General features: G+C 72.8%; 15 protein-coding genes. 14 read left to right on the forward strand and 1 reads right to left on the reverse strand.

What is annotated here, in order from left to right; genetic code table 11:
• Window positions 1-49: 49 nt before the first annotated feature.
• The 14 genes from ACFYS8_RS03345 (at window position 50) to ACFYS8_RS03410 (ending at window position 14357) form a co-directional block, all read left to right on the forward strand.
• Window positions 50-2542 carry a DUF6923 family protein gene (locus ACFYS8_RS03345; RefSeq protein WP_387635045.1) on the forward strand — a complete coding sequence of 831 codons (2493 nt, stop codon included), beginning with the start codon at window positions 50-52 and terminating at the stop codon, window positions 2540-2542.
• A gap of 108 nt (window positions 2543-2650) precedes the next feature.
• Window positions 2651-3079 (forward strand): DUF4440 domain-containing protein, encoded by a 429-nt coding sequence (locus ACFYS8_RS03350; RefSeq protein WP_387635047.1) that lies wholly within the window; start codon window positions 2651-2653, stop codon window positions 3077-3079.
• Between the two features lie 62 nt (window positions 3080-3141).
• Window positions 3142-3846: a response regulator transcription factor gene (locus ACFYS8_RS03355; protein ID WP_387636824.1), complete on the forward strand. Its 705-nt coding sequence runs from the start codon at window positions 3142-3144 to the stop codon at window positions 3844-3846.
• Window positions 3843-5303, forward strand: a complete 1461-nt coding sequence (locus ACFYS8_RS03360) for a sensor histidine kinase (protein ID WP_387635049.1) — start codon at window positions 3843-3845, stop codon at window positions 5301-5303. The genes ACFYS8_RS03355 and ACFYS8_RS03360 overlap by 4 nt, the downstream gene beginning before the upstream one ends.
• A gap of 96 nt (window positions 5304-5399) precedes the next feature.
• The gene (locus ACFYS8_RS03365) at window positions 5400-5786 is read left to right on the forward strand and encodes a hypothetical protein (RefSeq protein WP_387635051.1); all 387 of its coding nucleotides are present in this window, start codon (window positions 5400-5402) and stop codon (window positions 5784-5786) included.
• On the forward strand, window positions 5783-5986 hold the full coding sequence (locus ACFYS8_RS03370) for a hypothetical protein (RefSeq protein ID WP_387635054.1): 204 nt from the start codon (window positions 5783-5785) through the stop codon (window positions 5984-5986). The genes ACFYS8_RS03365 and ACFYS8_RS03370 overlap by 4 nt, the downstream gene beginning before the upstream one ends.
• 398 nt (window positions 5987-6384) lie before the next feature.
• Entirely contained in the window at window positions 6385-6885 is a 501-nt protein-coding gene (locus ACFYS8_RS03375; RefSeq protein WP_387635056.1) for a cysteine dioxygenase, read from the forward strand.
• Window positions 6879-7277 (forward strand): rhodanese-like domain-containing protein, encoded by a 399-nt coding sequence (locus ACFYS8_RS03380; RefSeq protein WP_387635059.1) that lies wholly within the window; start codon window positions 6879-6881, stop codon window positions 7275-7277. The genes ACFYS8_RS03375 and ACFYS8_RS03380 overlap by 7 nt, the downstream gene beginning before the upstream one ends.
• Window positions 7278-7353: 76 nt before the next feature.
• Window positions 7354-8418 (forward strand): ABC transporter ATP-binding protein, encoded by a 1065-nt coding sequence (locus tag ACFYS8_RS03385; RefSeq protein ID WP_387635062.1) that lies wholly within the window; start codon window positions 7354-7356, stop codon window positions 8416-8418.
• On the forward strand, window positions 8405-9067 hold the full coding sequence (locus ACFYS8_RS03390) for an ABC transporter permease (protein WP_387635065.1): 663 nt from the start codon (window positions 8405-8407) through the stop codon (window positions 9065-9067). Before ACFYS8_RS03385 ends, ACFYS8_RS03390 begins: the two co-directional genes overlap by 14 nt.
• A complete protein-coding gene (locus ACFYS8_RS03395) occupies window positions 9043-9777 on the forward strand; it encodes an ABC transporter permease (RefSeq protein WP_387635067.1) in 735 nt (244 codons plus the stop codon). Before ACFYS8_RS03390 ends, ACFYS8_RS03395 begins: the two co-directional genes overlap by 25 nt.
• On the forward strand, window positions 9774-10688 hold the full coding sequence (locus tag ACFYS8_RS03400; RefSeq protein ID WP_387635069.1) for an ABC transporter substrate-binding protein: 915 nt from the start codon (window positions 9774-9776) through the stop codon (window positions 10686-10688). Before ACFYS8_RS03395 ends, ACFYS8_RS03400 begins: the two co-directional genes overlap by 4 nt.
• 285 nt (window positions 10689-10973) lie before the next feature.
• On the forward strand, window positions 10974-13022 hold the full coding sequence (locus tag ACFYS8_RS03405; protein ID WP_387635072.1) for a carbohydrate binding domain-containing protein: 2049 nt from the start codon (window positions 10974-10976) through the stop codon (window positions 13020-13022).
• 228 nt (window positions 13023-13250) lie between these two features.
• A complete protein-coding gene (locus tag ACFYS8_RS03410) occupies window positions 13251-14357 on the forward strand; it encodes a hypothetical protein (protein ID WP_387635074.1) in 1107 nt (368 codons plus the stop codon).
• A 244-nt stretch (window positions 14358-14601) separates the two neighbouring features.
• On the opposite strand, the gene ACFYS8_RS03415 is transcribed toward ACFYS8_RS03410, so the two are convergent.
• Window positions 14602-15873, reverse strand: a complete 1272-nt coding sequence (locus ACFYS8_RS03415; RefSeq protein WP_387635077.1) for a multidrug effflux MFS transporter — start codon at window positions 15871-15873, stop codon at window positions 14602-14604.
• Window positions 15874-15949 lie beyond the last annotated feature (76 nt).

Below are 15949 nucleotides of genomic sequence, written 5' to 3' on the forward strand. Positions count from 1 at the left end.
GTGGGCCGGATTGATCGTTGCAGGCGGGTTGGCGGCCGCCAGTCTCCCGATGCTGGGGCCTCAGCAGGCCCAAGCGGCACCGGGCGACCCGTTCCCGGCGGGCCCTGCCCTGGTGTTCGTCGCACAGGGCCCGGCCCGCGGCGAGCCCACGACGCTGTACGAGGCGGTGCAGGGCCCAGGTCAGATCGTCTTCGTGAAGCAGGGCACCGCCGCATTCGGCTACAACGCCATGGGTTTCCACCTGGCCGACATGTTCCTGTACGCGATCAACGAGAACAACGGCCTGGTGCGGATCGGCCAGGACGGCGCGGCCACCAACCTCGGCCAGGTCGGTCTGCCGTCGAACGCGGCCAACTACAACCAGGGCACCTTCGGCGAGGGAGCCACCGGCGACCTGCTGTACGTCCGGCTGGCCGTCACCGACCGCAACCTGTACGCGGTCAACGTGGTCACCCACACCACGACCCACATCACGCTGAACGCCGACGTGCCGAACCTGTCGGACTTCGTCTACACGCAGGGCTACATCTGGGGCGTGTACGGGCCGACCAACCGGATCTACCGGATCAACCCGACCACCGGTGAGGTCATCAACTTCGCCGCGCCCAAGCTGCCCACCGACCCGTTCGGCGCCCAGTGGGTGTACGGCAACGGCAACATCGGCATCTCCGACAATGTCACTGGCAGGGTCTTCCAGCTCAAGCTGGTGAACCCGGGCTCCGCGACCCCGTCGGCGATCCTCGTCTCGTCCACCCCCGGCCCCGCCTCCACCCAGAACGACGGCGCCTCCTACCCCGGTCTGCCCGTCGACCTGGGGATCACCAAGTCCGGGCCCACCGACTGGAGCCCCAACCAGACGCTGACCTACACCCTCACGGTGACCAACCACGGGCCCGGCGACTCCTCCGGCTTCATCGTCAACGACGAACTGCCGGACACCGTGCTCAACCCGACCACCCCCACGGACGGTTGCACCATCACCGTGGACCCGGACGGTCACCACTTCCTGGAGTGCGCGGGGGCCCCGCTCGCCGACGGGAGCCACACCGACATCGTGGTGACCGGCACCGCGCCGGCCGAGGCGGGCACCGACTGCACCACCGACCGGATCAGCAACACCACCGAGATCATCGGCAACGAGTCGGACCCGAACCTCTCCAACAACACCTCGACCTCCACCGCCTGCCCGGCCGGCACGGTCGAACCCTCGTTCTCCATCTCCAAGAACGCCTCGATCGAGGCCCCGAACTTCGCCGGCCCCGGTGACCGGGTGAAGTACACCGTCACCATCCACAACACCGGGCTGATCGACTACCCGGCGGCCGACCCGGCGTCGTTCACCGACAACCTGACCGACGTGCTGGACGACGCGACGCTCGACCCGGCGTCCCTCACCGGTGGCGCCCAGTCCGTCAACGGCAGCATCACCTGGTCCGGCCCGCTGGCCGTGGGCGAGACCCACGTCGTCACCTACGAGGTGGTGGTCAACAACCCGGGCACCGGTGACCACGTGCTGCGCAACGCGGCCGTCCCCGGCGCCACCGGCCACTGTGCGGAGATCTGCTCGCGGGTCACGCGCGTCGCCGAGTACTCGCTGAGCAAGAGCGCCGAGCCGGCCTCGGTCGCCCCCGGCGGCATCGTCACCTACGCGCTGACCGTCACCAACACCGGCGACGTCCCGTTCGGCAACGGCCCCGGCTCGGCGCCCGCGGTGCACATCACCGATGACCTGACCGGCGTCCTCGACAACGCCACGTACAACGACGACGCCAGCGACGGCGGCACCCTGACCGGCGACACGCTGGCCTGGGACCTGAGCGTGCCGGTCGGCGGCAGCGTGACCGTCACCTACTCGGTCACGGCCGACCAGGACGTCCCGGCCGGCGCCAAGCTGACCAACCTGGCCGCGCCCGACCACTTCGGCCACTGCACCACTGCGGCCGACTGCACCACCAGCACCCCGATCCTCCCGCCCGCGGCGTTCACCATCTCCAAGGCCGTCTCGGCCAACACGGCGGACCCGGGCGACAAGGTCACCTACACCGTCACCGTCACCAACACCGGCGGCTCGGACTTCACCGACGCCGACCCGGCCTCCTTCACCGACAACCTCGCCGACGTCCTGGACGACGCCACCTACAACAACGACGCCACCAACGGCGCGACCGTCACCGGTGACCTCCTGACCTGGTCCGGCCCGCTGGCAGTCGGCGCGAGCACCACCATCACCTACAGCGTGACCGTCAACGACCCCGACACGGGCGACATGGTCCTGCGCAACCTGGCCACCCCCGGCGACGACGGCACCTGCGCCGGCACCTGCGCCACCGAGACGACGGTCGTCAGCCCGTCGCCCAGCCCGACCCCGAAGCCCAAGCCCAGCAAGCCCCACCACAAGGGTGAGAAGGGCGAGAAGGGCGAGCACGAGCGCCTGCCCGAGACCGGTTCGGACCTCACCGTCCCGGCCGCGGTCGCTGCCGGCCTGCTGCTGCTCATCGGTGGCGGACTGCTCTGGTGGCGCCGGAAGGGGCAGCGCCACTGACCTCCGACCGCTGACCACTGACTGATCGACCGGGCGGGTCCGTCTAAGCGGCGGGCCCGCCCCCGGTATTTCACCCACCAGGGACAGTAAAATGTTACTGTTCGGCGCATGTCGCTCCCGCTTCCGCACCCCGAGGTGAAGGCCGAACTCGACCGCCTCACCGCCGAGTTCTTCGACGCCTTCGACAACCGCGACGGCCGCCCCGCCGACGTCGCCCGGCTGCGCCGCCTGATGCTCCCCGGCAGCATCATCGTGATCACCGCGCCCCGGTACCTCACCCTCACCCTCGAAGAGTTCATCGAACCCCGCGAACTCCTGTTCTCCAGCGGCCGGTTGACCGAGTTCCACGAGTGGGAGACCAGCGAGAACACCGAGATCGCCGGCTCCGTCGCCAGCCGCATGCTCGAGTACCGCAAGTCCGGCCTGCTCGACGGCGAACGCTACGAAGGCGGCGGCACCAAGACCATGCAGTTCGCCCGCACCCCCGACGGTTGGCGCATCACGGCCTTCGCCTGGGACGACGACCCGCAACCGTAGTCCGGTCCCCGGGTCCGGGACCGCGGCGGTCCTGTGCCACAGTCGTCCCGGAGGTGGCCAGGGTGGTCGGGCGGGTACTGGTGGTGGACGACGACGCGGCGATCCGGCGGAGTCTGGAGCGGGGGCTGCGGCTGAGCGGTTTCGCCGTGGCGCTCGCCGCGGACGGGCCCGGCGCGCTCGCGCAACTCACGGACGCGCCACCGGACGTCGTGGTGCTCGACGTGGGCCTGCCGGGCCTGGCGGGCACCGAGGTGTGCCGGACGCTGCGGGCGCGCGGCGACGACACCCCGGTGCTGATGCTGTCCGCGCTGGACGAACTCGCCGACCGGGTGGCCGGGTTGCAGGCGGGGGCGGACGACTACCTGGTCAAGCCGTTCGCCCTGGAGGAGCTGGTGCTCCGCCTGCACGCCCTGCTGCGCCGCCGACCGCCCCAGCCCTCCGGCCTGCTCCGGGTGGGCCCGCTGCGGATCCACCCGGAGACCCGCGAGGCGTTCTGGGAGGACGACGAACTCCGGCTCACCCGGCGCGAGTTCGAGCTGCTCACCCAGTTCGCCCGCAACCCGGGCATCGTGCTCTCCCGGGAACTGCTGCTGGACCGGGTCTGGGGCTACGACTTCGACGTCCGCAGCGACGCCGTCGACACCTTCGTCTCCTACCTGCGCCGGAAGCTGGAGGCGTCCGGGCAGCGGCCCCGCCTGATCCACACCGTGCGCGGCGTCGGATTCGTCCTGCGCGTCCCCAACTCCGGTGAGATCGGCGCGCGTTGAAGCTCTCCACCCGGATCGCGCTCGGCGCCGCGCTGCTGGTGCCGCTGCTGGTGACCGCCGCCGCGGCCCTGCTGCTGCCACTGGTCAACGCCGACCTGCACCGCCGCCAGGACACCCGGCTGGGCGACCGCGCCGCCGCGTTGCTCCCGAACGCCCGCGCCCTGCTGGCCGCCGGCAGCAAGGGCAGGCCGAAGGCCGAGCAGAACCAGCAGCGCAAGATGCTCGACGCCGCCCTGGACGCGGGCGTCCGCGTCACGGCCGCCGACGGCTCCGTCCTGCTGGCGGCCGGATCACAGCCCGACGATCCCCAACTGCTGCCCGCCGCCGGCACCGTGACGGTCCACGAGCGGGGCAACGCCTGGCGGGTCCTGACGGTGAAGCTGAACAGCGGGGACACCACCGGCACGCTGTGGGTGCTCTCCCCCGCCGGGCAGCCGGCCGACGAACTGCGGGCGGTGCGGCAGCGCGTGCTACTGGTGGCGCTGGTGGCGGCGCCGCTCTCCGGCCTGATCGCCTTCGCACTGGCCGAACGCGCCACCCTGCCGCTGCGCCGGCTGGGCCGCCGGGCGGCCGTGCTGGACCCGCGGACCGGGCACGCGGTGTTCGCACACTCCCGCACGGGCACCGCCGAGGTGGACGAACTCTCCGGTGCGATTGCCCTGTTGCTGTCCCGGTACGACGAGCAGGCGGCCCGCACCGCACAGGCCCTGGACACCGCGCGCTCGTTCTCCTCCGCCGCCTCGCACGAACTGCGCACCCCGCTGATGAGCCTGCGCACCAACCTGGACGTACTCTCCACGCACCCGAACCTGCCGGAGGCCGAACGCGCCGAGATCCTGGCCGAGTTGCAGCAGGACCACGCCCGCACGGTGGACCTGCTGAGCGCCCTGTCCACGCTCGCCCGGGGAGACCTGGTGGAGGTTTCCGCGTTCGCCCCGGTGGACTTCGCCGAGCTGGTCGACGCCGCCGTCGAGCAGGCCCGCCGCCGCCACCCGGGGGCCGTCTTCCGCACCGAACTCCCGCCGGAGGCAAGGGTGTTCGGCTGGGAGTCGGGCCTGCGCATCCTGCTCGACAACCTGCTCGGCAACGCCGCCGTGCACGGCCGCACCGCCGAACGGCCCGCCGAGGTGGACGTCCGGCTGCGGATCGAGGGCGGCGCCGCGCACCTCACCGTCGACGACCGCGGCCCGGGCATCCCGCCCGCCGAACGCGCCGCCGTCTTCCACCGCTTCCACCGCCGCCCGGACAGCCCGGGCTCCGGCCTCGGCCTCACCCTGGTCGCCCAACAGGCCGCCCTGCACCGCGGCTCCGTCACCGCCACCACCCGCCCCGATCCCCCGGGCTGCCGCCTCGACCTCCGCCTCCCGCTGCTCCGCGAGCACGCCCCCGCGCCCGAACTCCCCGCTCCCCGCGCCTGGTTGACCGCGACGGAGGAGCCCGCCGGGACGGATTCCTGACCGGGCGGGCGTTCCACAGGGTTTCCACAAGAAGCCCCCGTACGGTCGCGTCCACGGCCGGGCGGTCCGGCCGTGAGAAGTGGGAAGGGGACTGCCATGCGGATCAACCGGACGGTCGCCGCGGCCGGAGTGCTCGCGCTGGCGGGCGCGCTGCTGGCGGCGGGGCCCGCACAGGCGGCGAACGGGTCGGCGCCGAAGGGCGACGGGGCGAAGTCGATCTGCAAGCGGCTGCCGAAGACCGAGGAGAAGATCGACAAGGCGCTCACCCGGCTGCACGGGGACGCGAGCGTGAACGGCTCGATCGCCCGCCTGGAGCAGCGGGTGGACGACGCCAAGAAGGCCGGCCACACCGAGGTCGAGAAGTACCTGAACGACCGCCTGACGGCGCGTCGCGGCCTGGTGTCGACCCTGGACACCCGCAAGGCGGACCTGAAGTCGGTCGCGGACTGGTGCGCGAAGAACGCCCCGGCGGCCTCCAAGTGACCCGTCGCCCCACCGCCGCGGCCGCCGCGCTGGCCGCGCTCGCGCTGGCCTCGGCGGCCCTGCTGACGGCCTGCGGCCCGACCGCGGCGCCGGCCGACGGGCCGGACGGCTCGCAGGTCCAACAGCAGATGCAGCAGAAGGTGGACGCGGCGGACAGCGCCGCCGCCCAGGCCGACGAGAACGCCGGCCAGGACAACTGAACCCACCCCGAGAACCCCGGTGGCCCGTGCTCTCCCCGGAGCGCGGGCCATCGGTTTTTTGCCGTTTTCTCGACTGCCGAGACAGAAGTGCTCAGCATTCGATCGGAGCGTGGCGGAACTTGACGCGCCGCCACCGCGTCCTGAAGCATCGGCGGCATGAACCCCGGCACCTTCCTGGTCTGCCGCCTGCACGTCGATCTGCGACGCCAGGCGAGCGACATGTGTGCCTGTTGACCTTCCCTCGGTAACCTCCGCACGCCCCTGTGAGTCGAGCCAGGGCCGTCGCGCGATCCCACGCAGCACCCCCGAATCCGCCCGTCCGGCGGTACGCCCACCTGCCTTCCAGCCGCCCGCCGAGCTCCGGCGACGGCTGCCCCGGCACTCCCCGGAGGAGACCCATGCCCGCCGCCCCGGCCACCCCCGCACTCGATGCCCCCACCCGCCCGCCGCTGTCGCCGAACGCGCTGCGCCGGATCGTCCGCGACCTGGCCGAACGCCCGGAGCGCTGGCTGCACCGGGTACGGCTGGCCGCCGAGGACCGGTGGTACGAGCGACTGGAACTGGCGCAGGACTACGAGGTGTGGCTGATCAGCTGGCTGCCGGGGCAGTCGACGGGGTTCCACGACCACGGCGGCTCGCGCGGGGCGTTCACGGTGGCGCTGGGCGAGCTGGAGGAGCTGGCGCTGGCCGGTCCGGAGCACGGCCTGACCTCGCGCCGGCTGACGGCGGGCGCCGAGCGGGCGTTCGGGCCGCAGTACCTGCACGATGTGCGCAACACCTCGCCGGGGCCGGCGGTGACGCTGCACGCGTACTCGCCGCCGCTGAGCGAGATGTCCCGGTACGAGCTGCGGGCCGGCGGCCTGGTGCGCACGGCGACGGAAGGACCGGAGCAGTGGTGACGACGGTGGATCAGCTGGTGGCGCGGGCCCGCGCGGGGCTCGAGCGGCCGGGGCCGGAGCAGGCGTGGGCGGCGGTGACGGCCGGCGCACGGTTGGTGGACATCCGTCCGGCGGCACAGCGTGCCCGGGAGGGTGAGATTCCGGGTGCGCTGATCATCGAACGCAACGTGCTGGAGTGGCGGCTCGACCCGACGGGCAGTCACCGGATTCCCGAAGCAACCGGACACGACGTGCCGTGGATTGTAGTCTGCTCGGAGGGCTACGCCTCCTCTCTCGCGGCAGCCTCGCTACGGGAGTTGGGCCTGTTCAGGGCGACCGACCTGGACGGCGGGTTCGTGGCCTGGGCTGCGGCCGGCCTGCCCACCCGTTCGGTGGATCAAGGTTTGCGGTGACCGACTCATGGGAAGCCGGACAGACGTATTCAGATCAGTGTTCGATTATTCGCTCGGCCATCGCTAGGACCCTTCCGTGATCAGATTCGAGGGCGCCGCCAAGCGCCACCCCGACGGCACGGTTGCCGTCCGAGGCCTGGACCTCGACGTACCGGCGGGCCGGACCACGGTCCTGGTGGGCCCGTCCGGCTGCGGCAAGACCACCATCCTGCGGATGGTCAACCGGATGGTGGTGCCGACCGGCGGCAAGGTCCTTCTTGACGGCACCGACGTCGCCACCCTGCCCGCGGCCCAACTGCGGCGCGGCATCGGGTACGTCATCCAGCAGGCCGGACTGTTCCCGCACCGCCGGGTGATCGACAACGTGGCCACCGTGCCGCGGCTGCTCGGCTGGGACCGCAAGCGGGCCCGGGCCCGGGCGGCGGAACTGCTGGAGCTGGTCGGCCTGCCGCCGGAGACCGCCCGCCGATACCCGGCGCAGCTCTCCGGCGGCCAGCAGCAACGGGTCGGCGTGGCGAGGGCGTTGGCGGCGGATCCGCCGGTGCTGCTGATGGACGAGCCGTTCAGCGCGGTCGATCCGCTGGTGCGCGCCGGGCTGCAGGAGGAACTGCTGCGCCTGCAGGCCGAGTTGGGCAAGACGGTGCTGTTCGTGACGCACGACATCGAGGAGGCGGTGCGGCTCGGCGACCGGGTGGTGGTGCTGCGCGAGCACGGCGAGATCGCCCAACTCGCGGACCCGCACACCCTGTTGACCGCCCCGGCGGACGCGGGGGTGGCCGCCTTCCTGGGCCGCGACCGGGGCCTGCGCGGTCTGGGTCTGCGCCCGGCCGCCGACGTCCCGCTCACCAAGCTCGAACCGGCCTACGACGACTGGGCGTTGACGCTCGACGCGGACGGCCGCCCCGAGCACTGGGTGCGCGGCGACCGGCGCCACCCGGTGCCGGTGTTCGCCCCGGCCCGGGACAACCTGCGCTCGGCACTGGACGCCGCGGTGCTGGCCCCGTCGGGCCACGCCGTGGCGGTGGACGCCGAGGGCCGGGCGATCGGCACCGCGAGCCGGGCCGCCGTGGTGGCCGCGCTCGCCGAGCCGGGGACGGACAGGCACGAGTCGGGGGCGCAGGTGAACCATGCTGGACGGTGAGCCGCTGGTGCGCTGGCACTGGCTCGGCGACCACCTGGGCTACCTGGCCGGCCTGACGGGCGACCACGCGGTGATCGCGCTGGTCCCGGTGCTGATCGGCCTGCTGCTGGCGGTGCCGCTGGGCCTGGCCTGCACCCGCTACCCGCGGCTGTACCAGCCGCTCGCGGCGGTGTTCAACGTGGTGTACGCGCTGCCCTCGCTGGCGGTGTTCGTGGTGCTGATCCCGTACACCGGGCTGGCCACCCGGGAGACCGTGATGGTGCCGCTGACGTTCTACGCGCTGGCGGTGCTGCTGCCGACCACGGTGGACGGGCTGCGGGCCGTGCCGGAACCGGTGCGGCAGGCCGCCACGGCGATGGGCTACGGGCCGTGGCGCAGGCTGGCCGCCGTCGAACTCCCGGCCTCCGTGCCGTACTTGATAGCGGGCCTGCGGGTCGCCGCGGTGTCCTCGATCTCGCTGGCGGCGGTCGGCGCGCTGATCGGCCGGGGCGGGCTCGGCTACCTGTTCGTGGACGGCTTCCAGCGGACCTTCCCGACTCCGATCCTGGCCGGGATCGTGCTGGTGGCGCTGCTGGCACTGGTCTGCGACCTGCTGCTGGTCGCGGCCCGCCGGGTGCTGGCGCCGTGGGCGACGGGGGTGGCGCGGTGAACTGGTTCGGCTGGCTGCACGACTTCTTCGCCGACCCGGCGCACCGGAGCGGGCCGGACTCGATCCTCAACCGCGTCCTGGAACACCTGGTGTTCTCCGCCGAGGCGCTGGCGCTCGCCACGCTGCTCGCGGTGCCGCTGGGCCTGCTGATCGGCTACACCGGGCGCGGCCTGTTCCTGGTCACGGCGCTGACCGGCGTCGCCCGCGCGCTGCCCACCCTGGGCCTGGTCACGCTGGCGGTGCTGCTCGCGGGCGTCGGCGACACCGCGGTGCTGCTCCCGCTGACGGCGCTCGCCGCGCCGCCGCTGCTGGTGGCCACCGCGGAGGGCATCCGCGGCACCGACCCGGATGTCCGCGACGCGGCCCGCGGCATCGGCCTGACCCACCCGCAGACGCTCTTCCAGGTCTGCCTCCCGTCCGCCCTGCCCACCCTGCTCGCGGGTGCCCGCACCGCCGCCGTCCAGGTGATCGCCACCGCCACCGTCGCCGCCTACGTCGGCCTCGGCGGCCTCGGCCGCTACGTCATCGACGGCCTCGCCACCCGCAACTTCCCCACCACCGTCGGCGGCGCCCTCCTGGTGGTCCTGCTCGCCGTCGCCGTCCAGCTCCTTTTCGCCCTGCTCATCCGGTACGCGACGCCACGCGGCGCGCGCACCGCCCCTGTTGACGAACCCGCGGGCCTGCCCGCACTTGCAAAGGACTCGATATGACTTCCCGTCCGGTCAGAACCGCCGTCGCCGTCGCCGCGCTGATGCTCGGCGCGGCGGCCTGCTCCTCCTCCGGCGGGGGCGACCCGTTGGCCGCGAAGTCCCCTGCCGCGCCCGGTGGTTCGGGGAAGACCGTGGTGGTGGGATCGGCGAACTTCCCGGAGAACGTGCTGCTGGCGTCGATCTACTCGCAGGCGTTGCGGGCGAAGGGGGTGAAGGTCGAGGAGAAGTTCAACATCGGGAGCCGGGAGGTGCTGTACGGGCAGTTGCAGTCCGGTGCGCTGACGGTGCTGCCGGAGTACAACGGTGCGCTGCTCGGCTACCTGGACGCCAAGTCGACGGCGACCGGCAAGGACGCGGTGAACAGTGAGCTGGCGTCCAAGCTGCCGGCGGCGCTGGGGATACTCGACTCGGCGCCGGCCGAGGACAAGGACTCGCTGACGGTCACCCAGGAGACGGCCGACAAGCTGGGTGTGAAGTCGATCGCCGATCTCGCGGGCAAGGCGCAGGACCTGGTGGTGGGTGGCCCGCCGGAGTTCAAGTCGCGGCGGGAGCAGCAGTTCAAGGACGTGTACGGGGTCACCTTCAAGGAGTGGAAGCCGACCGCCGACACCACCGCCAACGCGCTCAAGGACGGCACCGTCCAGGTCGGCAACGTGTTCACCACCGACCCGAAGATCGTCCAGCTGAAGCTGGTGTCGCTGAGCGACCCGAAGAACCTGTTCAGCTCGCAGAACGTCACTCCGCTGGTGAACAAGACGGGCATCGACCCGACCGGGGCGGCCGCGCTGAACGCGGTCTCGGCGAAGCTGGACACCGCCGGGCTGACGGCGCTGATGAAGCGCGTCGCGGTGGACAAGGAGGACCCGTCGGCGGTCGCCAAGGACTGGCTGAAGAGCAACGGCCTGAACTGACCCGCGCCGCCCGTCGGCCCCGCACCCCTCGGCATCGGGTGCGGGGCCGAGGGCATGTCAGGACACCTGGTGGGACGGACAGTTAGGAGTCTTGACAGATGAGTGGTCCAGACCAACCATGGGAGCGTTGTTTTCCCGACCGGAAACGCATCGTGGGGGTGTGACCACCGGCCGGGGCTTCGTACGCCCCGCACCACCCCGGCACTCCCTGTACCAGGCCGACCACCCCTGCCCCGTGCCCGAACTGCGGCACGAGGCCATCCACCCATGCCTGATGGAGCCTCGATGCGCCTTCACCGACCACTCCAAGCGCTGCTCGCCACGGGCGCGATGGCGGCCGCCTCGCTGGGGCTGATCTCCGCCCCCGCGCAGGCCGCCACTCCGCTGCCGCAGCACGTCTTCGCCCCGTACTTCGAGTCCTGGACGGGCGAGAGCCCGGCCGCGCTGGCCTCCCAGTCCGGCGTCAAGCACCTCACCATGGCGTTCCTGCAGGCCGCCACCAAGGGCTCCTGCACCGCGCTGTGGAACGGCGACACCACGATGCCGGTGTCCAACTCCGTGTTCGGCGCCGACATCGCGACCATCCGTGCCAACGGCGGCGACGTGATCCCGTCCTTCGGCGGCTACACCGCCGACAACACGGGCACCGAGATCGCCGACTCGTGCACCGACGTCAACCAGATCGCCGCCCAGTTCGAGAACGTCATCACCACCTACGACGTCTCCCGGATCGACCTGGACATCGAGGACAACTCGCTGACCAACACGGCCGGCATCGACCGCCGCAACAAGGCGATCAAGATCGTCGAGGACTGGGCCGCCGCCAACGGCCGCTCCATCCAGTTCAGTTACACGCTGCCGACCACCACCACCGGCCTGGCCTCCAGCGGCCTCGCGGTGCTGAAGAACGCCGTCACCAACAACGCGCGCATCGACGTCGTCAACATGATGACGTTCGACTACTACGACAACCAGCCGCACGACATGGCCGCGGACACCCAGACCTCCGCGCAGGGCCTGTACAACCAGCTGGCGAAGCTCTACCCGACCAAGACCTCCGCCCAGATCTGGGGCATGATCGGCATCATCGAGATGCCCGGCATCGACGACTTCGGCGCCGCCGAGACCTTCACCGTCGCCAACGCCACCACGGTCTACAACTGGGCCGTCTCCAAGGGCATCAACACGCTGTCCTTCTGGGCGCTGCAGCGCGACAACGGCGGCTGCGCCGGGACCGGCGGCCGTGACGACTGCTCAGGCATCGCGCAGAACAAGTGGGACTTCAGCCACATCTTCTCGCAGTTCACCAGCTCGACCGTGCCGGCGAACGACTTCTCGGTGGCGCTCAGCCCGGCCACCGGCTCGGTCGTGGCGGGCTCCTCGACCTCGACGACGATCAACACGGCCGTCACCTTCGGCACCGCGCAGAGCGTCAACCTGTCGGTGGCCACCCAGCCCGTGCCGGGCCTCAACGCCTCGCTGAGCGCCTCCACCGTCACCGCCGGCGGCTCCGCCACGCTGAACATCTCCACCACCTCGGCCGTGCCGAACGGCAGTTACCCGCTGACCGTGACCGGCACCGGCGCGAGCGGCACCCACTCGGCGACGTACACGCTGACCGTCACCGGCGGCACCACCGCCTCCGACTTCTCGCTGTCGCTCTCCCCCGCCGCGGGCAGCGTGCAGGCCGGCTCCTCCGCCACCAGCACGATCAACACGGCCGTCACCTCCGGCACCGCCCAGGCCGTCGGCCTGTCGGTCTCCGGCGCCCCGGCCGGCGTCACCGCCACCGTCAGCCCGGCGAGCGTCACCGCCGGCGGCTCCGCCACGCTGAACGTCGCCACCACCGCCTCGGCGGCCCCGGGCACCTACAACCTGACCGTCACCGGCACCGGCGCGGGCCGGACCCACACCGCGACGTACGCGCTGACCGTCACCGGCGTCACCCCGCCCACCGGCCTGGTCAACGGTGACTTCGAGTCCGGCAGCCTCGCCCCGTGGACCTGCCAGAGCGGCGCCGCCGTCGTCGGCAGCCCCGTGCACAGCGGCTCCAAGGCGCTCCAGGTCACCCCGACCGCTGGCACCACCGGTGAGTGCGACCAGACCGTCACCCTCGCCCCGAACCACTCGTACACCCTGACCGCCTGGGTCCAGGGCCCGTACTCCTACGTCGGGGTCACCGGCGGCGCCACCGCCTCCACCTGGGCCAACGGCACCTCCTGGACCAAGGTGAGCGTCCCGTTCACCACCGGCGCCAGCGGCACCGTCACGGTCTACCTGCACGGCTGGTACGGCCAGGGCGCGGTCTACGGCGACGACTTCTCCATCGCCTGACGCACCCTTCGGTGAAACGGCCGCGCCCGGCCGGTGGCTCCTTCCCCGCCACCGGCCGGGCGCGGCCCGTTGTCCCCGGTTCCGCTCGCCGCGGTGCGGCCGACACACCCAATTGACTACCGAGAGTGTCGATATGCTCACCATCCGCGAACCTACTGTGGGCATATGAGACGACTAAATCCCACCGTGCGCGCAGCGTGCGCGGTTGCTCTGAGTTCCGGTCTGGTCGTGGCCGTGCCCGCCGCCTTCGCGGCCCGGGCAATGCCGTCGGCGGTGCAGGGCCCCGACGGGACGGTGGACCTCGGGTTCACCGGCAGCCCCCAGACCGTCACGGTGCCCGATGACCTGTGCCAGGTGGACGTCACCGCTTTCGGCGGGGCCGGGGGTACCGCGGTCTACGGTTCGTCCGGCGGGCTGGGCGGCGAGGTCCGCGCGACTCTCGACGTCCACGGCGGCCAGGTGCTGACGGTGAACGTGGCCGGTGCCGGGAGCGGCGGCAGCCTCACCGACGGCAGTCCGCCGCACGGCGGATACGGTGGCGGCGGCCAGGGCGGCGCCTACGGCAGCGTCCCGATGCCCGGCAACGGCGCCACCGCGGCCGGTGGCGGCGGGGCGACAGCCGTGTCCCTCGACGACATCACGGTGATCGTCGCGGGCGGCGGAGGCGGCGGCGCCGGAAGCTTCGCCAACACCGACACCGGACGCGGCGGCGACGGCGGCCAGAGCGGCGAGCCCGGCCAGACGCCCACCACCCCGGGCGGCGGCCAGGGCGGCGCCTCGGGCGGCGACGGCGGCGGGGGCGGGGCCGGCGGAACCCCGGCCTTCGCCGGTGACCAGCCGGGCGCGGCCGGCGGCGACGCGAACGGCATGATCGGCGGATCCGGCGCGCTCAACCTCGCCGACCCCCACATGGGCGGCGGCGGAGGCGGCGGCGGTGGCGCCCACGGCGGCGGTGCGGGCGGCTCGTCCACCACCGGCACGCTCGACGGCGGCGGCGGCGGGGGCGGCTCCAGCGTCGGCCCCGCCGGAGCCCAGTTCACCACCGGGGTGCGCAGCGGCGACGGCGAGGTCCTGCTCCAGTGGATTCCCTGCGGCCCCAGCCCCAGCCCCAGCCCCAGCCCGTCACCGAGCGTCAGTCCGACGGGCGGGGCGTCCACCTCACCGGAGCCGATGGGCGAGGCGTCCCCCTCACCGGAGCCGACCCGCACGCCGGCGGCACCCGCGCTTCCCGAGACCGGCGCCTCCACGAGCGGTCCGCTGGCCGCCGTCGCCGCGCTGACCGCCGCGGCCGGCGCCGCGCTGCTCCGCGTCGGCCGCACCCGCCGCAGGCACTGACACCGGCCGGTGCCGCCTCCTGCTCCCGTGGTCACGCCGCGGCCGCCGTCCGGTTCGGGAGCGGCGGCCGCTGCCACTGGCCCCGGCCGGCCCTCACCGGGGACCGGCCGCCGTCCGCGACGGGCAGTGAGGCGATGCCCTGCGGTGCGGTGGTGACGGACGGAGTGCTGCGCCCGTCACCACCGCTCGGCGCCCGGCGCCGCCTCCGGCCTGCCTGCCCGGACGCCGGTTCGCCGACGGCCCGTCACTCCCGGCGGGTCGCCAGCGGCAGGAAGGACAGCAGCGCCAGCACCGAGCAGCCCAGCACGATCACGCCGAGCGCGGTCGCGGACGGGTGGCCGCCGGCGCTGCTGAGCGGGGCGACCAGCGAGCCGCACAGGAAGGTGCCGGTGCCGAGCAGCGCGGACGCCGAACCCGCCGCGTGCGGCGCCATGGTGAGGGCCTGCCCGTTGGCGTTCGGCATGATGACGCCCATCGAGCCCATCAGCACCGCGAGCGCGGGCCACACCCCGGCCAGGCCGGTGTCCCAGACGGTGGTGCACAGCACCACCGCGACGCCGGCCGCCACGGCCACCGTCAGCGCGGAGACCAGCAGCACCGGCCCGGGGAAGCGCTGCACCAGCACCCGGCCGTTCAGCTGGGTGACGGCCAGCAGCGCGATCGAGTTGACGGCGAACACCAGGCTGTAGGTCTGCGGGGAGATCTGGTACACGTCCTGCAGCACCACCGACGAGCCGCCGACGTACGCGAACAGCGCGCCGAACGCGAAGGTGCTGGTGAGCAGGTAGCCGAGGAACGGGCGGTCGCCCAGCAGCCCGCCGATGGCGCGGACGGTGGTGCCCAGACCGTCGCCGTGCCGGCGTTCGGGTGGCAGGGTCTCGCGGATGCCGAGCGCGGAGCCGACGGTGAGCAGCGCGCCGAGCACGGTCAGGATGAAGAAGGTGCCGCGCCAGTCGGTGATGTGCAGCAACTGGGCACCGACGACGGGGGCCAGGATCGGGGCGAGTCCGGAGATCAGGCCCATGGTGGCGAGGAAACGTATCATCGCGACGCCTTCGAGCCGGTCACGGACGATCGCCCGGGCGATCACCAGCCCCGCGGAGCCCGCCACGCCCTGGAGCGCGCGGCCGGCCACCAGCATCGGCATAGAGGTGGCCAGGGCGCACATCACGCTGGCCACGGTGTAGAGGGCGAGACCGGCCAGCAGCGGGCGGCGGCGGCCGATCCGGTCGCTGAGCGGGCCGAACAGCAGCTGGCCGGCGGCCATGCCGAGCAGCGAACCGGTCAGGGTGAGCTGGGCGGCCGGGGCGGTGGAGTGCAGGTCGGCGGTCAGCTCGGGCAGGGCGGGCAGGTACAGGTCGGTGGTGGTCGGCCCGAGCGCGGCGAGGCTGCCCAGGACGGCCACGGTGGCCGCCGCGAACGGGGCCTTGCTCGGTGCGCCGGATATGGAGTCGGGTCGGCCTGGGGCTGCGGGGACGGTCTGGTCGCCGTCGGCATCGACGGTCGGGCCTGGCATGGTGCTCCTCGGGGTGGCAGGTATGCGCACCGTCCTATCGCATCCGCCGGGTCGCCCGGAAGGCCGGGCCCCGCGC

It is taken from the genome of Kitasatospora sp. NPDC004615 (genome assembly GCF_042873545.1).
Classification (GTDB): domain Bacteria; phylum Actinomycetota; class Actinomycetes; order Streptomycetales; family Streptomycetaceae; genus Kitasatospora.